The sequence below is a fragment of the Pseudomonas citronellolis genome (genome assembly GCF_001586155.1).
In the GTDB taxonomy this organism is placed as follows: domain Bacteria; phylum Pseudomonadota; class Gammaproteobacteria; order Pseudomonadales; family Pseudomonadaceae; genus Pseudomonas; species Pseudomonas citronellolis.
Window position 1 is genome coordinate 3,523,686 of the sequence record NZ_CP014158.1, and the last position, 16,615, is coordinate 3,540,300.

14 protein-coding genes are annotated in these 16,615 nt (G+C 69.7%); 4 read left to right on the top strand and 10 right to left on the bottom strand.

The features are described from left to right. Nucleotides 1-35 precede the first annotated feature (35 nt). Nucleotides 36-452 (bottom strand): organic hydroperoxide resistance protein, encoded by a 417-nt coding sequence (locus tag PcP3B5_RS15360; protein WP_043272815.1) that lies wholly within the window; start codon nucleotides 450-452, stop codon nucleotides 36-38. A 225-nt stretch (nucleotides 453-677) separates the two neighbouring features. Between PcP3B5_RS15360 and PcP3B5_RS15365 the strand changes: the two genes are divergently transcribed. The 3 genes from PcP3B5_RS15365 to PcP3B5_RS15375 are packed head-to-tail and all read left to right on the top strand — an operon-like array spanning nucleotide 678 to nucleotide 4,132. Next, nucleotides 678-3,065 (top strand): PAS domain-containing protein, encoded by a 2,388-nt coding sequence (locus tag PcP3B5_RS15365; RefSeq protein WP_061561772.1) that lies wholly within the window; start codon nucleotides 678-680, stop codon nucleotides 3,063-3,065. Continuing rightward, complete coding sequence (locus tag PcP3B5_RS15370; protein WP_009621952.1) at nucleotides 3,062-3,433, top strand: response regulator; 372 nt, start codon at nucleotides 3,062-3,064, stop codon at nucleotides 3,431-3,433. Before PcP3B5_RS15365 ends, PcP3B5_RS15370 begins: the two co-directional genes overlap by 4 nt. A gap of 27 nt (nucleotides 3,434-3,460) precedes the next feature. Next, nucleotides 3,461-4,132 carry a response regulator transcription factor gene (locus PcP3B5_RS15375; RefSeq protein ID WP_061561773.1) on the top strand — a complete coding sequence of 224 codons (672 nt, stop codon included), beginning with the start codon at nucleotides 3,461-3,463 and terminating at the stop codon, nucleotides 4,130-4,132. A gap of 20 nt (nucleotides 4,133-4,152) precedes the next feature. Here PcP3B5_RS15375 and PcP3B5_RS15380 read toward each other — a convergent pair whose 3' ends face one another. Then, entirely contained in the window at nucleotides 4,153-5,358 is a 1,206-nt protein-coding gene (locus PcP3B5_RS15380) for an MFS transporter (RefSeq protein WP_237143035.1), read from the bottom strand. Nucleotides 5,359-5,639: 281 nt separating this feature from the next. Between PcP3B5_RS15380 and PcP3B5_RS15385 the strand changes: the two genes are divergently transcribed. Then, nucleotides 5,640-6,389 (top strand): creatininase family protein, encoded by a 750-nt coding sequence (locus tag PcP3B5_RS15385; protein WP_061561775.1) that lies wholly within the window; start codon nucleotides 5,640-5,642, stop codon nucleotides 6,387-6,389. Between the two features lie 91 nt (nucleotides 6,390-6,480). Here PcP3B5_RS15385 and PcP3B5_RS15390 read toward each other — a convergent pair whose 3' ends face one another. The 8 genes from PcP3B5_RS15390 to PcP3B5_RS15425 all read right to left on the bottom strand — a co-directional run bounded on the left by PcP3B5_RS15390 (nucleotide 6,481) and on the right by PcP3B5_RS15425 (nucleotide 16,581). Beyond that, nucleotides 6,481-7,920 carry a catalase gene (locus PcP3B5_RS15390; RefSeq protein ID WP_237143036.1) on the bottom strand — a complete coding sequence of 480 codons (1,440 nt, stop codon included), beginning with the start codon at nucleotides 7,918-7,920 and terminating at the stop codon, nucleotides 6,481-6,483. A gap of 255 nt (nucleotides 7,921-8,175) precedes the next feature. Further along, nucleotides 8,176-11,043 carry an ATP-binding protein gene (locus PcP3B5_RS15395; protein ID WP_061561776.1) on the bottom strand — a complete coding sequence of 956 codons (2,868 nt, stop codon included), beginning with the start codon at nucleotides 11,041-11,043 and terminating at the stop codon, nucleotides 8,176-8,178. Nucleotides 11,044-11,151: 108 nt separating this feature from the next. Then, nucleotides 11,152-11,568 carry an organic hydroperoxide resistance protein gene (locus PcP3B5_RS15400; protein WP_043272823.1) on the bottom strand — a complete coding sequence of 139 codons (417 nt, stop codon included), beginning with the start codon at nucleotides 11,566-11,568 and terminating at the stop codon, nucleotides 11,152-11,154. Nucleotides 11,569-11,608: 40 nt separating this feature from the next. Then, nucleotides 11,609-12,007, bottom strand: coding sequence for a hypothetical protein (locus tag PcP3B5_RS15405; protein WP_051879234.1), 399 nt, complete (start codon nucleotides 12,005-12,007; stop codon nucleotides 11,609-11,611). 106 nt (nucleotides 12,008-12,113) lie between these two features. Then, nucleotides 12,114-13,382 carry an MFS transporter gene (locus PcP3B5_RS15410; RefSeq protein ID WP_061561777.1) on the bottom strand — a complete coding sequence of 423 codons (1,269 nt, stop codon included), beginning with the start codon at nucleotides 13,380-13,382 and terminating at the stop codon, nucleotides 12,114-12,116. Between the two features lie 225 nt (nucleotides 13,383-13,607). Then, nucleotides 13,608-14,303, bottom strand: a complete 696-nt coding sequence (locus PcP3B5_RS15415) for a ribonuclease activity regulator RraA (RefSeq protein ID WP_009621935.1) — start codon at nucleotides 14,301-14,303, stop codon at nucleotides 13,608-13,610. A gap of 10 nt (nucleotides 14,304-14,313) precedes the next feature. After that, a complete protein-coding gene (locus tag PcP3B5_RS15420) occupies nucleotides 14,314-15,099 on the bottom strand; it encodes an SDR family oxidoreductase (RefSeq protein ID WP_009621933.1) in 786 nt (261 codons plus the stop codon). A gap of 135 nt (nucleotides 15,100-15,234) precedes the next feature. Continuing rightward, on the bottom strand, nucleotides 15,235-16,581 hold the full coding sequence (locus tag PcP3B5_RS15425; protein ID WP_061561778.1) for an amidase family protein: 1,347 nt from the start codon (nucleotides 16,579-16,581) through the stop codon (nucleotides 15,235-15,237). Nucleotides 16,582-16,615: the final 34 nt, after the last annotated feature.

A 16,615-nucleotide genomic window follows, 5' to 3' on the forward strand; every position in this document is an offset into this window, starting at 1 on the left:
GGCCACGCCGGCCTGGCGTGCCGCAGCAGGCTCGTTCAGGCGAGTGAGAGCGCCACGTCGATGTTGCCGCGGGTGGCTTTCGAATAGGGGCAGGTCTGGTGGGCCGTCTCGATCAGGTCCAGGGCGGCGTCCCGTTCCAGCCCCGGCAGGCTGACCTGCAGGCGCGCCCGCAGGAAGTAGCCTTCGCCGCCCTGGCACAGCTCCACTTCGGCGTCGATGGCCAGGTTGGCCGGCAGGGCGATCTTCTTCCGCCGCGCGGCGAGGCCCAGCGCGCCTTCGAAGCAGGCCGACCAGCCGGCGGCGAACAACTGCTCCGGATTGGTGCCGGTGCCCGGCGTGCCGGGCAGCGAATGGCGGATGTCCAGGCGCCCGTCGTCGCTGCGCGAGGTGCCGCCGTCGCGGGCCCCGGTGGTGTGGACCCTGGCGGTGTAGAGAACGGTTTCGGTGGTCATGGCTGCCTCCTGGCATGTGCTCGTGCATACCGGATTCGGTATGTGCCGCCGATCAGAGCAGAGGCTGGCCGCCGGGGACGATTGCACGAAGGTATCGAGCGCCCCCACGTAACCCCCTACCCCGTCAACGACGGCGCTTTCGCCCAGCCGACACCAAGGTATGATGGGCAGCTCCGCCAAGGTGGCGCATGCTCGCGAAACGGCTACCGCCGAGAGAGGATCGGTATGCACAACGAACCCGGCCCTGTCGTCGACAGGCTGCCCGGCCTGGCCTGGACCGCCGCTGCCGACGGCCGGGTCGACTCCGTCAACCGCCCCTGGTGCGCGTACACCGGCCACTGCGCCGACGCGGCGCTGGGCGATGGCTGGCAGTCGGCGGTACACCCCGACGACCTGCCGGCGCTGCTCCAACGCTGGGCCGCCATCTTTCACACAGGCCAGGCGCAGGACATGCAGGCGCGCCTGCGGCGTTTCGACGGCGCCTACCGGCGCTTCCTGCTGCGCGTCGAGCGCCTCGACGCCGCCGCCGGCACCTGGTGCGGCCTGGCCATCGACATCGAGGACCTCGGCCCGGGCCCGGCGACCACCAGCACCCCGGCCCTGGACGCGCTCATCGACAGCATCCCCGGCTTCGTCTGGCGCACCGCGCCCGACGGCAGCGTCGAGTTTCTCAACCAGCGCTGGTTCGACTACACCGGCATGACTCCCGACGAGGCCCGCGGCACCGGCTGGATGAACGCCGTGCACCCGGGCGACGCGCCGGCGCTGGGCGCCTACTGGCAGGGCCTGCTGGCCGCCGGGCTTGCGGGCGAGTTCGAGGCCCGCCTGCGGCGCTTCGACGGCAGCTACCGCTGGTTCCTGATCCACGCCGTGCCGCAGCGTGACGAAGCCGGCCGCGTGCTCAAGTGGTACGGCGGCAACACCGACATCGACGCACGCAAGCGCGCCGAGCTGCTGCTGGCCGGCGAGAAACGCCTGCACAGCCTGATGGCCGGCGGCGCCGCCCTGCCCCTGGTGCTCGAAGCGCTGTGCCAACTGGTGGAAGCCAGCCTCGACGACTGCCTGTGCGGCATCACCCTGGTCGCGCCCCGCCGCAGCCGCCGCGCCGTGCAGGCACCGGGCGAACTGCGCCTGCAACCCGGCGCCGGCCCCGGCCTGCCGCCGGGCCTCATGGCCAGCGACGGCCAGGCGGTGGACGCCGGCAGCAGCCCTGAATCCCTGGTCGTGCTCAGCGGCGAAACCCTGGTGGTGGCCGACCTCTCCGCCGAAACGCGCTGGCCCGCCTGGTGCGCCGCCGCCCTGGCCCACGGCCTGCGGGCGAGCTGGGCGACGCCGGTGATCGCCACCGGCGGCGAAGTGAGCGGCGTCCTCTCGCTGTTCTTCCGCCACGCCTGGCAGCCCGACGAGGCGCAGCGCAACCGCATCGCGCAGTTCAGCCACCTGGCCAGCATCGCCATCGAGCGTGCCCGCGGCGAGGCCGCGCTCAAGCAGAGCGAGGCCTTCCTCGCCAAGGCCCAGCGCATCAGCCTGACCGGCACCTTCTCCTGGCACGTGGATAACGACGAGATCGCCTGGTCCGACGAGATCTACCGCCTGCTCGACCTGGACCCGGGCCTGACGCCGAGCTTCGAGCTGGTCTATTCGCGGGTCCACCCCGACGACCTCTCCCGCCTCGACGAGGTGTTCCAGCGCCAGCGCCACGCCGCCCGCGACTTCGAACACGAGCACCGGCTGCTGCTGCCTGGCGGCGTGGTCCGCCACGTGCACATCGTGGCCCAGGCGATGCGCGACGCCGACGGCGCCCTGGAATACATCGCTGCCGTGCAGGACGTCACCCAGCGCCGCCTTGCCGACGAGGCCCTGGGCCGGGTCCGCGCCGAGCTGGCGCACGTGGCCCGGGTCGCCAGCCTGGGGGCGCTCACCGCATCCATCGCCCATGAAGTCAACCAGCCGCTGGCCGGCATCATCACCAACGCCAACACCTGCCTGCGCATGCTCGGCGCCACTCCGCCCAACGTCGATGGCGCCCGCGAGACCGCGCGGCGCACCATCCGCGACGGCAACCGCGCGGCCGACGTGATCAAGCGCCTGCGCGCGCTGTTCGCCAAGGACGGGGTGGCCAGCGAGCCGGTGGACCTCAACGCGGCGGCCCGGGAAGTGCTCGCCATGCTGCAGAACGAACTGCAGCGCAACGGCGTGGCCGTGGTGCCGCAGTTCAACGAGCAGCTGCCGCCCGTGCCCGGCGACCGCGTGCAACTGCAGCAGGTGATCCTCAACCTGATCATCAACGCCATGGACGCCCTGGCCGAGGTGCACGGCCGCCCGCGGCAGTTGCGCATCAGCAGCGGCTACGACCTGGATTCCAGCGTGTTCCTGGCGGTGCGCGACAACGGCAACGGCTTCCCCCCGCAGGACGCCCACCGGCTGTTCGACGCCTTCTACACCACCAAGCGCGCCGGCATGGGCATCGGCCTGCTGGTCAGCCGCTCCATCATCGAACACCATGCCGGGCGGATCTGGGCCACGGCCCACGACGGCCCCGGCGCGACCTTCATCTTTTCCATCCCGATGCCGGCCGCGGACGCCGACGACGCCAGGGGGAACGCCCGATGACCACGCCTTTGCTCGTGTCGCTGGTGGATGACGACGAGTCCGTGCGCGAATCGCTGCCGGACCTGCTGCGCGAGTTCGGCTTCGCCGTGCAGGCCTTCGCCTCGGCGCCGGCCTTCCTCGACTCGGACTGCCTCGCGCAGACGCGCTGCCTGATCCTCGACGTGGCCATGCCGGAGATGTCCGGGCCGGAGCTGCAGAAGGAACTGGCCCGGCGCGGCTGGCGCATCCCCATCATCTTCATCACCGCCCATGGCGACGCGGCCACCCGCCCGCGCCTGATCGCCCAGGGCGCCGTGGATTGCCTGCTGAAGCCCTTCAGCGAGGCGGAACTGCTCAAGGCGCTCAGCGCCGCGCTACCGGTCGGCTGACGCCGCAGGCCACCAGGAGAACCAGGCATGTTGAACGCTGTCCCTGCCCCCCAGGGGGGAACCCGGCCACAGGCCGACGCCACGCCGCTGGTCTACGTGGTCGACGACGACGTCTCGGTGCGCGAGTCGCTGGAGCTGCTGATCCGCTTCGCCGGCTGGCAACCGGTGCTGTTCGACTCCGCCCGGGCCTTCCTCGACCAGCCCGCGGCCCTGGTGCCCAGTTGCCTGGTGCTGGACGTCAACCTGCCCGACCTCAATGGGCTGGACCTGCAGCGCAGCGTGGCCGGCGAGCGCCCGGCCATGCCGATCATCTTCATCACCGGCTACGGCGACGTGCCGCTCACGGTGCGCGCGATGAAGGCCGGCGCGGTGGAATTCCTCACCAAGCCCTTCGACGACGACACCCTGCTGCGCGCCATCGCCGAGGCCCTGGCGCACAGCCGCGTGGCCCTGCAGCAGCAGGAAAGGCTGCGCACCCTGCGCGCCGCCTACGCCAGCCTCACGCCGCGCGAACGGGACGTGCTGCGCATGGTGGTCGCCGGGCGCCTGAACAAGCAGGTGGCCGCCGACCTCGGCATCAGCGAGATCACCGTGAAGGCCCATCGCGGCCGGGCCATGCGCAAGATGAAGGCGCGCTCGCTGCCGGACCTGGTGAAGATGGCGGCGCTGCTGGAGATCGCCCCCGACGGCGAGCGCTGAGGCGCCCTCGCCGCCCGGGCTCAGGCCGGGACCGACAGCGGCCTCCGGCAGCCCAGCCAGACCAGCAGGGCCGCCAGCAGCTGGCTGCCGGCGAAGAAGTCGAACAGGTCCTGCGTGCTCCACTGGGCATCGAGCAGCACCCCGGCGATGGCAGGCGACAGGATCGCCCCCAGGCGCCCGGTCGCCAGCACCAGGCCCACGCCGCTGGTGCGAATCGCGGTGAAGAAGGCCTGGGGCGCGAGGATGAAGAGCGCCGCGATGGCGCCATTGAGCGACAGCCCCGCGCCGAAGCCCACGGCAATGGCCAGCAGCGGGACGCGGGTGGCCGGCACCAGCAGCGTCATCAGCACGGCATTGAGCAGCAGCAGGCCCAGCAACAGCTGGCGGCCCCCCGCACGATTCGCCGCCAGGCCCACCAGCAAGGCGCCGAGCATGCCGCCGAGGCCCAGCAACAGCCCGCCGGCGGAGCCCTGCTTTTCGGAAAAGCCGTTGTGCAGCATCAGCGTCGGTGTCCAGCTCATCACGAAGTAATAGCCGAACATGAGCAGCAACAGCCCCAGGGCCAGCGAAAGGGTCAGCTGCCACTGGCCGGGGGCGAACAGCTGCCGGTATTCCGCGCCTCGCGATGGCCGTGCCCCTTCATTCGGTTGCCGGTCGAGGGCCAGGAATTCCGGCGACTCGCGCAGCCAGAGCGCACCCGCCGCCACGGCCGCGAGCGTGACCACGCCGCCGGCTAGAAACACGTAGCGCCAGCCGAGCCACTCGTTGAACAGGTGGGCCAGCAGGCCGCCCAGGCTCACGCCCAGCGCGAAGGCGAGGGATTGCAGGGCGATGGCCAGGCTACGCCGATGCGCCCCGGTGTACTCATGGGCCAGCACATTGGCGCCCACCAGCACCGCGCCGGTGCCGACGCCGGTCAGCATGCGCAGAAGCATCAGCACCTGGTGGTTCGGGCTGCAGAACGACAGCAGCATGCTGACGCTGCTGAGCGAAAGGCCCGCCAGCAGCAAGGGCCGGCGCCCGTAGCGGTCCGCCCGGGGGCTGATGAACGAGCCGCAGGCCATGCCCACCAGGCTGGCGCTGAGCAGCGCGCCGAGCTGGGTCGCACTCAGCCCCCACTCCGTCGACACGCTGCCGCCGGTGAAGGCCATGGCCATTGCATCCAGGCCGTCGATCACGTTGAAGAGCATGCACAGGCCGACGACGCCCCACGGGGACGGGGCCATTGCAGCATTGTTGTTCATAGCCTTGGGCACGCAGCCTGTTTCCTTTTTGACGCGCGGTTCGAAGCGGTGCTCGGCCATACCCTTGCGTGCATACCTAAGTATCGACCGACACCATCGTGCAATCGCCGAAGCGACATCCGGGTGCTTTGATCGATCTGCGCAAGCGGCGCCGAATGCAGGGCCGGAAGCATATTACGTCCCGGCCGCTACAGACAGGGCCCCGCGCCTCGAACCCCACCCCACCGGGTTCCGCCAGGAACCTTTCCAAGGAGAGCCCCCAGATGTTCCTGCATCTATCGACCTGGGCCGAGATCGGCCAGTTTCTCGAACGCAGCCGCACCATCGTCATCCCCATCGGCTCCAACGAACAGCACGGCCCCACCGGCCTGCTGGGCACCGACTGGATGTGCCCGGAGATCATCGCCGGCGAAGCGCAGAAGCTGGCGGACATCCTCATCGCCCCGACCTTCAACATCGGCATGGCCCAGCACCACCTGGGCTTCCCCGGCACCATTTCGCTGCGGCCCTCGACCTTCATGGCCGCCATCGGCGACTGGGTGCGCTCGCTGGCCGGCCACGGCTTCGAGAAGATCTTCTTTCTCAATGGCCACGGCGGCAACATCGCCTCGATCGAAGCGGCCTTCTCGGAGCTCTACGCCGAAGCGAGTTTCGCCCGGCGCCGCGCCGGCTTCGCCCTGAAGCTGTGCAACTGGTGGGACCTGGAAGGCGTCGATGCCCTGGCGCGGGAACAGTTCCCCACTGGCCACGGCATCCATGCCACGCCCACCGAGATCGCCGTGACCCAGTGGGCCTATCCGGACTTCATCAAGTCCGCCGAGTATTCGCCACGGATCGCCAACTGGGGCCCCATCCGCGAAGCGCTCGACTTCCGCGCGCGCCACCCGGACGGCCGCATGGGCTCGGACCCGGCGCAAGCCTCCGTCGAAAAGGGCCGGCAACTGGTGGCCCTCGCCGCCCAGAGCCTGGTGCAAGAGGTCCAGGCCTTCGGCGACGAGTCGATACCGGGCTAGATCCGCTGCGAGCCGGCCGCGCGCCCATGGATGGGCGCGCGGCTTTTTCCATGGGCAGCAGAAGCGGCAACGGCCGCTTCTGCCCCGGGCGCTAGCCCCGGCCCAGCCGTTCGATGGCGCTTGCCACGCCCGCGCCGTACGCCGGATCCGCCTTGCTGCAGTTATCGATATGCCGCTGCTTGGTCTGCGCCGAGGCGCCCTGGATCGAGCGCGCGGTGTTGTCGAACAGCGCCTGTTGCTGCTCGAAGGTCATCAGGCGGAACAGCGCGCCGGGCTGGGAGAAATAGTCCTGGTCCTCGCGATGGTCCCAGTGGCCCGCGCTGCCTTGCAGCGCCAGGGGCGGCTCGCTGAAGTCCGGCTGTTCCTGCCATTGCCCGTAGCTGTTGGGCTCGTAGCCCAGGGTGCTGCCGGCGTTGCCGTCGGTGCGCATCTGCCCGTCCCGGTGATAGCTGTGGAACGGACATTTCGGCGCGTTCACCGGAATCTGGTGGTGGTTGACGCCCAGGCGGTAGCGCTGCGCATCGCCATAGGAGAACAGCCGCGCCTGCAGCATCTTGTCCGGCGAGAAGCCGATGCCGGGCACCACGTTGGCCGGGCTGAAGGCCGCCTGCTCCACCTCGGCGAAGTAGTTCGCGGGGTTGCGGTTGAGTTCGAGGACGCCGACTTCGATCAGCGGGTAATCGCCGTGCGGCCAGACCTTGGTCAGGTCGAAGGGGTTGATCGGGCAGGTCGCCGCGTCCGCCTCCGGCATGATCTGCACATACAGCGTCCAGCGCGGGAAGCGGCCTTCCTCGATGCTGCCATACAGGTCCCGCTGGGCGCTTTCGCGATCGCGGCCGACCAGGGCTTCGGCCTGCTGGTCGGTGAGGTTCTCGATGCCCTGCTGGGTCTTCCAGGTGAACTTCACCCAGGAGCGCTCGTTCCGCGGGCTTATGAAGCTGAAGGTGTGGCTGCCGAAGCCGTGCATGTGCCGGTACGAGCGGGGCAGCCCGCGGTCGCTCATGACGATGGTGACCTGGTGCAGGGCTTCGGGCAGCAGGGTCCAGAAGTCCCAGTTGTTTTCGGCGCTGCGCAGATGGGTGCGCGGGTCGCGCTTGACCGCATGATTGAGGTCGGGGAACTTCAACGGATCGCGCAGGAAGAATACCGGCGTGTTATTGCCCACCAGGTCCCAGTTGCCCTGTTCGGTATAGAACTTTATGGCGAACCCGCGAATGTCACGCTCGGCATCGGCGGCGCCGCGTTCCCCGGCCACGGTGGAAAAGCGCACGAAAACTTCGGTGCTCTTGCCGATCTCGGAAAACAGCCGGGCCTTGGTATAACGGCTTATGTCGTGGGTGACGGTGAAGGTTCCATGGGCGCCCGAGCCCTTGGCGTGCATGCGCCGCTCGGGAATCACCTCGCGGTCGAAGTGCGCGAGCTTTTCCAGCAGCCAGACGTCCTGCAGCAGCACCGGGCCCCTGGGGCCTGCGGTCTGCGAATTGTTGTTGTCGACCACCGGCGCACCAGCGGCTGTCGTGAGCTTTTTCATGGTTTTGTCCTGGATGATTGGCGCAATGAACAAACAAGGGGAAACGCCAACCCATCAAACCAAGTTATGCAACCGCCAACCATGATACGAAGGTGTCGCCCGGTAATAGGAAAGTTGTTTGAAGCCTTCCGGTGCCGGATAAAAAAGAATAAACAGGCAGGATATGAATACAGTGGCCAGTTAAGGTAAACAGTTCTGTTTCGTTATATAGGGCGCACTCTTCTGCAACGTGCAGAAGAGTGCGCTCTACCCGCCTCAGCCCAGCTGCTGGCGCAACTGCGCCAATCGGCGCATGTCCAGGCTGTCGAAGCCTTCGCTGAGTGCGCAGGCATCGAGCAACTGCGCCGCCTCCGTGTTGCGCCCCTGCTCCAGGTGCAGCTTCGCGCGGTCCATGCCCGCGCGCAGCTCCCAGGCCCGCGCGCCTTGCTGGCGCGCCAGGGCCAGCGACTCGTCGAGCACGGCATCGACCGCCGCGGCGCCCTCGCCCAGCGCCTTGAGCACCTGAGCCTGCAAGCGCAGCAGTTCCGGCAGGGCGAAGGCGTCGCCGCTGCGCCGGCAGTGCTGGACGCTGCGCTGGATCACCGCCAGGGCCCGCGCGTATTGCCCATCGAGGATCAGGCCTTCGGCCAGGGAAATCTCGAACGAAGTGGTCAGCAGCTCGTAGCGCATGCCCTGCAGCCGCGACAGGCTCTCCTCCAGCAGCGGCACCGCGTCGCCGGGCTGCTCGCGGCGGATGGCGATGGCCCCGCGCAGGCCCAGAGAGGCCGCCACGTACGGGGCGAAGGCATTGGCGTGGGCGATCTGGCTGAAGGCCTGCAGGCTCGCCTCGGCCTGCGCCAGGTCGCCGTTCCAGATGTGGATGCACAGCGTCCACACCAGGGCGATACAGTAGGTGGCCGGGTGCTTCAGCTCCGCGGCTTCGGCCTCCACTTGCGTGGCGAGGCGCCGCGCCTGGTCCGGGAAGCCCAGCAGCCACAGCGTGCGCGCCAGCGCCAGGCCGGTGCGGTTGTGGTGGTCGAAGCCGTAGTGCAGGGTCCGGCTGCGCTCGGAGGGCAGGCTGTTGCGCAGCGAGCGCTCCAGTTCCTGGCGCGCCAGGCGCTGGTCGCCCAGCAGGTGGTGGGAAATACCCGCCAGCGAGGCGGCGATAGCGATGGCCTCCGGCTCGCCCAGGCTGTCGCCGATCGCCAGCGCGCGCTCGGCCCAGGCCAGCGACGAGGCGAAGTCGCCGATGCGCTCGTAGAAGATCTGCAGGCGGCCCAGCAGGCGCAGCTGCGCCCAGCGGTCGTCCAGCGCCACGGCGATGTCCAGGGCCCGCAGCAAGGCGGTTTCGGCCGCGCCGCTGTTGCCGCGGGTGAACATCAGCACCAGGCCCAGCGCGGCCTGCAGCTCCATTTCCGTGGGCGTGCCGTGGTAGCCCAGCTCCAGCAGTTCGGTGGCCCGCGCGCACCAGGTGCGGCATTCCACCTGCAGCGAGAAGTGCAGGAACAGGGGCGCGCTGGCCGCCGCCAGGGGCAGCGCCAGGCCGGGGTCGCCCTGGGGGCCGAAGCTCCATTCCAGGGCGCTGCGAATGTTGCCGAGCTGGCTGGCCAGGCGCGCGCAACCGTCGAAGATGTCTTCCGGCGAGCTGCCCAGGCCCTCCAGCAGCTTCAGGTAGAAAAGCGCATGGCGGAAGCCGAGGCTGTGCATCTCGGCCGCGCCGTGGGCCGGCAGCTTGTCGCGCACGTAGGCGCGGGTCATCTCCAGCAGGCGGTAGGTGACCGTCGTTTCGCTGCGGTCGACCGTCACCAGCCCCTTGGCGGCGAGTTCGTCCAGGGTGGCGGCGGCTTCCAGCTCGTCGATCCGGGCATCGGCGACGATCTGCGAGGCCGCCTGCAGCGAGAACGGCCCGACGAACACCGCCAGGCGGTCGAACACCAGGCGCTGCGGGGCGCTGAGCAGGTCATAGCTCCAGTCGAGCATCGCTCGCAGCGTCTGGTGGCGCGGCTGCGCGGTGCGCCAGCCGGCCCAGCCGAGCGAGAAACGTTCGCCCAGCAGGGCATGGGTGGCCTTGACGCCGTGGCTGGCAGCGCGCATCGCCGCCAGCTCGATCGGCAGCGCCATGCCGTCCAGGCGCCGGCACATGTCGGCGACCAGCTGGGCGTCGCCCTCCTCCAGCGCCAGCGAGGCGTTGCCGGCCTTCGCCCGTTCGACGAACAGCCGCAGCGCCGGGAATGCCAGCAGTTGCTCCAGGCTCAGCCCCTCGCTGTCGGCCGGAAAGCCCAGCGGCCCCAGCCAGTGCACCTGCTCGCCGCGCACCCGCAGCGGCTCGCGGCTGGTGGCCAGCAGCGCGACGCCGGGCGCGGCCTCGCCGATGCGCTCGGCGACGGCGGACACCGCGTCCACCAGGTGCTCGCAGTTGTCGATGATCAGCAGCAGCCGCTGCCCGCGCAGGTGGGCGAGCAGCACGAACAGCGGGTCCTCGACCTGCACGGGGATGCCCAGCGAGGCGGCCAGCGCCGAAGGCACCAGCGCCGCATCCTCGACCTGCGCCAGGTCGACGAAGCGCACCGGCTCCAGGCGCTCGCCGGCGGCGCGGTGGCCCACCTCGACGGCCAGGCTGGTCTTGCCGACGCCGCCGGTGCCGACGATGGTGAACAGCCGCGGCTGCGCCAGGCGCTCCAGCACCAGGGCCACGTCCGCCTCGCGGCCGAACAGCCTGGCCCGCGGCGGCAGGCCGCCCACGCTTTCGCCGAGCGGCGCCACGGGCGTGGCCGAAGGCGCTGCGTCCAGGGCCGGGCGCCGGTTCACCGGGGCGACGAAGGCATAGCCGACGCCGACCTGGGTGGCGATGTAGCGCGCCCCCTGCTCGCCGTCGCCGAGGGCGCGGCGCAGGCTGTTCATATGAAAGCGCAGGCTGCCCTCTTCGACCACCACATCGGGCCAGACGCGCTTGATCAGCTCACGCTTGGACAGCACCTGGCCCGGCTTCTCCAGCAGGGCGATGAGCAGGTCGAGGGCGCGGCCGCCGATCTCCACCGGCTCGCCATCGCGGCTGAGCAGGCGCTTGCCGGGCATGACGCGGAAGGGACCGAACTCGAGGGACGGGTCAAAGGAATCGTGCAATGCGTCCGTTACGGACTCCACGGGAAATTCTCTCGGGCTCGGAAATCCTACGAGGATAGGCGTTTTGCTCGGGCAATCAAGCACATCCTGTAGCGGCCGTGTGGACGCCGCCACAGGATGCGCACCTGTCTACTGCAGGCTCAGCAGCAGCGGAATGTTGCCGCGGGTGGCCTTGGTGAACGGGCAGCTCTGCCGGGCGGCGTCCAGCAGGCAGCGGGCCAGCTCCGCCTCGACGCCGGGCAGCGAGATGGCCAGGTGCGCCCGCAGGAAGAAGCCGTGCTCGCCGTGCACCAGGTCCACGTCCGCCTCCACCGTGGCATCGGGGGGAAACGGGACTTTCCGGGCATTGGCGGCATGCCGCAGCGCACCGATGAAGCTGGCCGACCAGCCGACGGCCAGGAGCTGCTCCGGGTTGGTGCCCTGCCCCGGCGCGCCCGGCGGCGAAAAGCGCAGGTCCAGGCGGCCATCGTCGCTGCGCGCGATGCCGTCGCGGCCGCCGAGGGTGCGGGTGTGCGCGGTGTAGAGAACCTTCTCGATCGACTGCATCGGTACTTCCTGACGAACGATGACCGGCGGGCCCGGCGATTCAGAGCACCCGCGCACACTTGCGGCTGGTGCGGGAAAGGCGTTGCCTGGCGTCGGCCTGGGGCAACACCACCTGCGCCGCCGAGCGCCGCTGGTATTCGCCCAGCTCCTGCCGGGCGATATCCAGCAGCCAGGCACGGAAAGGGCCCGCGGGGTCATAGCTGGCACGCTGTGAATCCACGGCCTTCAACGTAGCCCGCAGGACCTCGCCGAGGTCTTCCCCGCGCATCCGCCCGGCCTGTACCTGCCCTTCGAAGAACGCCACGAGCAGCGGAACCAGCGCCTTGAGCAGGCGCGGCGACGCCTCGCCACCGCCCTGTTGCGCCTGGACCAGCAATGCACCGAATTCCGCATTGCTGCAGCGCCCTGCCAGGCTCATGCAGCCGATACCTTCAGTCATCCGCCCAACCTCCCTTTCCCAAGCAGCCCTGCATTGACTGTCCTGCGCCTTGGCGCGAGGACAGGGACTGCTCATGAGAATGGGGCAGGAGTGCCAAAGTCGCCCGTTATATGCTGTTAGCGCCTGTTAGGCGGGTGCGGCCCCGGGGCACCGGCTCCGCTGCCGGGGGCGTGCGGCTCCCGACCAACCTGGGGCCGACGAGCGTCATCAGCAGCATGAGCGCCATAGGGAAGAACAGCAGCACGTCCAGGCCATAGTGATCGACCGCCAGCGAGATGCCGGCCGGCCCGACCAGCATGCCGGAGAAGCCCACGCAGTTGACGATGCCGATATTCCGGCCGGCGTTGCGCGGGTCCTTGCGGCCGGCGCTGGACAGCAACAGCGGGGCCAGGCAGGACATGCCCAGCCCGAACAGCGCGAACCCGATCAGGGCGAGCCGGGCGTCGCCGAGTTGCGCGAGAACCAGCCCGGCCAGCGACACCGCGCCGCTGGCCATGACCACCCGTGCGGCGCCGAAACGCAGGGTGAGGCGGTCGCCGATCAGCCGCCCGATGAATTCGGCGCCGGTGAAGCAACTGATGGCCAGCCCGGCGAAGGCCGTGGTCGCACCCAGTTCGCGGTGGATGAACTCCTGGCCCCAGTCGCCCACCGCGCCCTCTCCCACCATGACCGCAAGCAGCAGCAGGCCGAAGCCGAGCATCAGCAGGAACGGGCGCCCTTCGCCACGCTCGGCGGGCAGCGCTGTAGCATGCCCGCTTTGGGTTTGCGCCAGCACCTCGTCCTTCTCCAGCATGAAACCGCTGAACGCGAGGCTGAGCAGCAACAGCAGCGTCCCCGTGATCGCGAACGGGTACAGGGCGCTCTGTGGCTGCAGGCCAGCGAAATAGCTGCCCAGCATGCCGAACAGGAAGCCTCCGAGGGAGAAACAGGCGTGGAAGTTGGACATGATGGGCCGGCCGTAGAAGCGCTCGACCTGCACGCCATGGGCGTTCAGCGCCGTCTCGGTGGCACCGCGGAATACGCCTAGCAGCACGCCGACGGACAGTGCGAAGCAGAATTCGCTGGCGAAGCCCAGGGGAATGATCGAAAGCGGATAGAGGATCACCGCGACGCGCACGACCTTGCGCGCGCCGAAGCGGTCCAGCAGGCGGCCGGTGAACAGCGCGCCCGCCGCCGCCCCGGCCCCGATGCCGAAGGCGATCATGCCGTAGTTCAGGTCGCCGGCGCTGCCCGCCAGACCTAGCTGGTGGCGCAAGGCACTGACGCCTGTGGACCAGATGTACATCATGCCGCCGATCATCATGAAGCCCAGGATGGTGGCCAGGCGCGCATGGCGGATCCTGCGCGCGATTCCGGTGTCGTTGCGTATTGTCATTGTTCTGAGCAACCCGTTGGAAAGGAGGTTCGAAGCGGAAAAGGGGCCGCGATGACGGCCCCCTGGATCACCGAGAGGAATCTACCCTGCCCGGCGGGCCGGACGCCAAGCCGGCGGATAGCCGGGCAGCGAATGGCCGCGGATGGGATGAAGGCAAACGCCGGGCCGCCTTGTGTGCGCCCCGGGTGGAACCCCGCCGGGCGAGCCGGCGAGACAGGCGGCGGATTATCTCTCGGCTTCGTAGCGCGCGCGGTTTTCCGCGTTCGGTGGGTACAGGCCCGGCAGCGAGGCGCCGGCATCCACCTGTTGCATGATCCAGCCCTCCAGGCGCTCCTGTTCGGCGGCGATTTCCACCACCTCTTCCAGCAGCCCCTTGGGAATGAGCACCGCGCCGTCGTCGTCGACGACTATCACGTCGTCCGGGAATACCGCGACACCGCCGCAGGCGATCGCCTCCTGCCAGTTGACGAAGGTCAGCCCGGCCACCGACGGCGGCGCCGCCACGCCCTGGCACCAGACCGGCAGGCCGGTGCCGAGCACGCCGGCGACGTCGCGCACCACGCCATCGGTGATCAAGGCGGCCACACCGCGCTTGTGCATGCGCGCGCAGAGGATGTCGCCGAAGATGCCGGCATCGGTGACGCCCATGGCGTCGACCACGGCGATGCAGCCCTCCGGCATGGCTTCGATCGCCGCGCGGGTGGAGATCGGCGAGGACCAGGATTCGGGCGTCGCCAGGTCTTCGCGGGCCGGCACGAAGCGCAGGGTGAAGGCCCGCCCGACCAGGCGCGGCTGGCCCGGGCGGATTGGCCGGGTGCCGCGCAGCCAGACGTTACGCAGCCCCTTCTTCAGCAGTACGGTGGTCAGCGTCGCGGTGGAGATGCCGCTGAGAATCTCGCGGATGGAAGGATCGAGTGTCATCGCCATGTCCTCAGATGCTGGAGATCAGCCCGCCATCCACGCGGATGACTGAACCGGTGATGTAGGAAGCGCGAGCGCTGGCGAGGAAGGCCACCGTATCGGCGTATTCCTGGGGTTCGCCGTAGCGGCCCACGGGGATGGAGTCGGTACTCTCGCGGGACACCTCTTCCACGCTGCGCCCTTCCCGCTCGGCCTTCTTCTGGTCGAGGAAACGGATGCGGTCGGTGGCGATCCGCCCCGGCAGGATGATGTTGCTGGTGATGCCGTCGCGGGCGACTTCCCGGGCGAGGGTCTTCGACCAGCCCAGCAGCGATAGGCGCAGGGCATTGGAAATGCCCAGGTTGGGAATCGGCGACACCACGCCCGACGAGGCGCTGGTGATGATCCGCCCCCACTGGCGCTCGCGCATACCCGGCAGCAGCCGGTCGGTGATGGCGATCACCGACAGCACCATGGCCTGGAACTGCTTCTGCCACAGCACCGGATCCTGGCCGGCGACCGGCGTCGGCGGCGGGCCGCCGGTGTTGTTGACAAGGATGTCGACACCACCGAAGCGCGCCTCGATCGCTGCGGCATGGCCTTCCACCTGGGCGAGGTCGCCGAGGTCCCAGGTGAGCGCCATGCCCTGGGCGCCAGCGGACAGCAGCGCATCCAGGGTGGCCCGGGCCGCCTGCGGGTCGATGTCGGCGACCACCAGGTTCGCCCCTTCCGCAGCCAGGGTGCGTGCGATGGCGCCGCCCAGCCCTCCTCCGGCGCCCAGTACCAACGCGGTCCTGCCTTTCAATTGAAGATCCATGCCTTGCCCTCTTTCTGGTTCGCGCGCCCTGCGGGCGCCTTGGGTAATGGGTGGACGCCGGCCGCCCCGAACCGCGGGCAGCCGCACGCCTGCGCCAGGGCCGCAGGCCCGGGCGTGAATCGGAAAAACCGTGTTTCAGCGGTGCTCGGCGAAGGCCGCTTCCACCGCCAGGCCCAGGGCCAGAACCTCGTCGTCGCGGCCCTGGACCGCGGAGATCAGCGCCGAGGTCGGCAGCCCCTGGGGATCGACGCCGGAGGGGATGGCCACGCCCGGCATGTTCAGGAAGCTGCCGATCATGGTCAGGGACAGCGTGGCCATGTTCGTCGTGGCGAACAGCGCGTCGTCCCGTTCCAGCGGTGCCAGTGGCGGCGCGACGTGCCTGACCGTCGGCATCGCCAGGAAGGCGCCGTCCAGCTCGGCGGCGATGGCTTGCAGCAGGCGCTGGCGGGCCGCGCGGATCGCCGCCACCCGCTGCGCGGGAATGTCCGCCGCGCTGCGCAGGCGGCTGCTGACCCGATGGTCGATGACGCCGCCCTGCCGACCGCTGACCAGGTCCTTGAGGAAATCCCAGCCTTCGATGGCGCCCAGCCAGCCATCGCGTGGAATCAGCTGGCGCACCTCCGCCACCGCCGCGAGCCGCCGCCATTCGAGCCTGGCGCCCTGCGCTTGCAGGTGCCGCATCAGCGTTAGAAAGTTGCTGCGTACCGCCGGCTCGATGCCGCCGTCGTCGAGAATGCCCGCCTCGATGACCAGCCGGCTGCCCGCAAGGGGCGCCGCCTCGATCAACGGCGCACGCAGCCCGCGCATCGCGGCGTCGAGCAGTACGCAGTCGCCCACGGTGCGCGCGATGGGGCCAAGGCTGTCGAGGCTGCGGGCCAGCGGATGCACGCCCACCATCGGGTAACGTTCTGGCGAACTCTTGAACCCCGCCAGCCCGTTGAAGGCCGCCGGCACCCGCACCGATCCGCCGGTGTCGCTGCCCAGCGCGGCGCTGACGATGCCGCGCTGCACCGCCACCGCCGAGCCCGCCGACGAACCGCCGGGGGCCCTGGGCTCGACGCCCGGGAAATCCGGGGTGGGCGTGCCGAAGTGCGGGTTGAGGCCCAGCCCGGAGAACGCCAGCTCGCTCAGGTTGGTCTTGCCCAGGGCAATCATGCCGTTGGCCCTGAGGGCAGCCACCACCGCGGCATCGGCCTGCGCCGGCGGCACCTCGCGGCGGGTCAGGGAGCCGGCGAGCGTCCGGCTGCCGCGCACGTCGAAGATGTCCTTGATCGCCAGCGGTATGCCGTCCAGCGCGCTCAGCGCCTGGCCCCGGGCGCGCCGGGCATCGGCGGCGCTGGCCTGCGCCAGGGCCTCCGCGGCGAAGAGCTCGGTGAACACGTGAGCGCTGCTGCGGGCCCTTTCCAGCGCCGCAGTCACCAGCGCCAGCGCCGTCGTTTCGCCCCGTTCGAGGGCGCGGGATGTTTCTGCCAACGTAGCCATGGGTTCCTCGACTTCCTTCAGACCGGGTACCGGA

Excerpts from the sequence above, each read along its gene's own strand:
- PcP3B5_RS15360 (WP_043272815.1), bottom strand. The coding sequence starts at position 452 with ATGACCACCGAAACCGTTCTCTACACCGCCAGGGTCCACACCACCGGG.
- PcP3B5_RS15365 (WP_061561772.1), top strand. The coding sequence starts at position 678 with ATGCACAACGAACCCGGCCCTGTCGTCGACAGGCTGCCCGGCCTGGCC.
- PcP3B5_RS15370 (WP_009621952.1), top strand. The coding sequence starts at position 3,062 with ATGACCACGCCTTTGCTCGTGTCGCTGGTGGATGACGACGAGTCCGTG.
- PcP3B5_RS15375 (WP_061561773.1), top strand. The coding sequence starts at position 3,461 with ATGTTGAACGCTGTCCCTGCCCCCCAGGGGGGAACCCGGCCACAGGCC.
- PcP3B5_RS15380 (WP_237143035.1), bottom strand. The coding sequence starts at position 5,358 with ATGGCCCCGTCCCCGTGGGGCGTCGTCGGCCTGTGCATGCTCTTCAAC.
- PcP3B5_RS15385 (WP_061561775.1), top strand. The coding sequence starts at position 5,640 with ATGTTCCTGCATCTATCGACCTGGGCCGAGATCGGCCAGTTTCTCGAA.
- PcP3B5_RS15390 (WP_237143036.1), bottom strand. The coding sequence starts at position 7,920 with ATGAAAAAGCTCACGACAGCCGCTGGTGCGCCGGTGGTCGACAACAAC.
- PcP3B5_RS15400 (WP_043272823.1), bottom strand. The coding sequence starts at position 11,568 with ATGCAGTCGATCGAGAAGGTTCTCTACACCGCGCACACCCGCACCCTC.
- PcP3B5_RS15405 (WP_051879234.1), bottom strand. The coding sequence starts at position 12,007 with ATGACTGAAGGTATCGGCTGCATGAGCCTGGCAGGGCGCTGCAGCAAT.
- PcP3B5_RS15410 (WP_061561777.1), bottom strand. The coding sequence starts at position 13,382 with ATGACAATACGCAACGACACCGGAATCGCGCGCAGGATCCGCCATGCG.
- PcP3B5_RS15415 (WP_009621935.1), bottom strand. The coding sequence starts at position 14,303 with ATGACACTCGATCCTTCCATCCGCGAGATTCTCAGCGGCATCTCCACC.
- PcP3B5_RS15420 (WP_009621933.1), bottom strand. The coding sequence starts at position 15,099 with ATGGATCTTCAATTGAAAGGCAGGACCGCGTTGGTACTGGGCGCCGGA.
- PcP3B5_RS15425 (WP_061561778.1), bottom strand. The coding sequence starts at position 16,581 with ATGGCTACGTTGGCAGAAACATCCCGCGCCCTCGAACGGGGCGAAACG.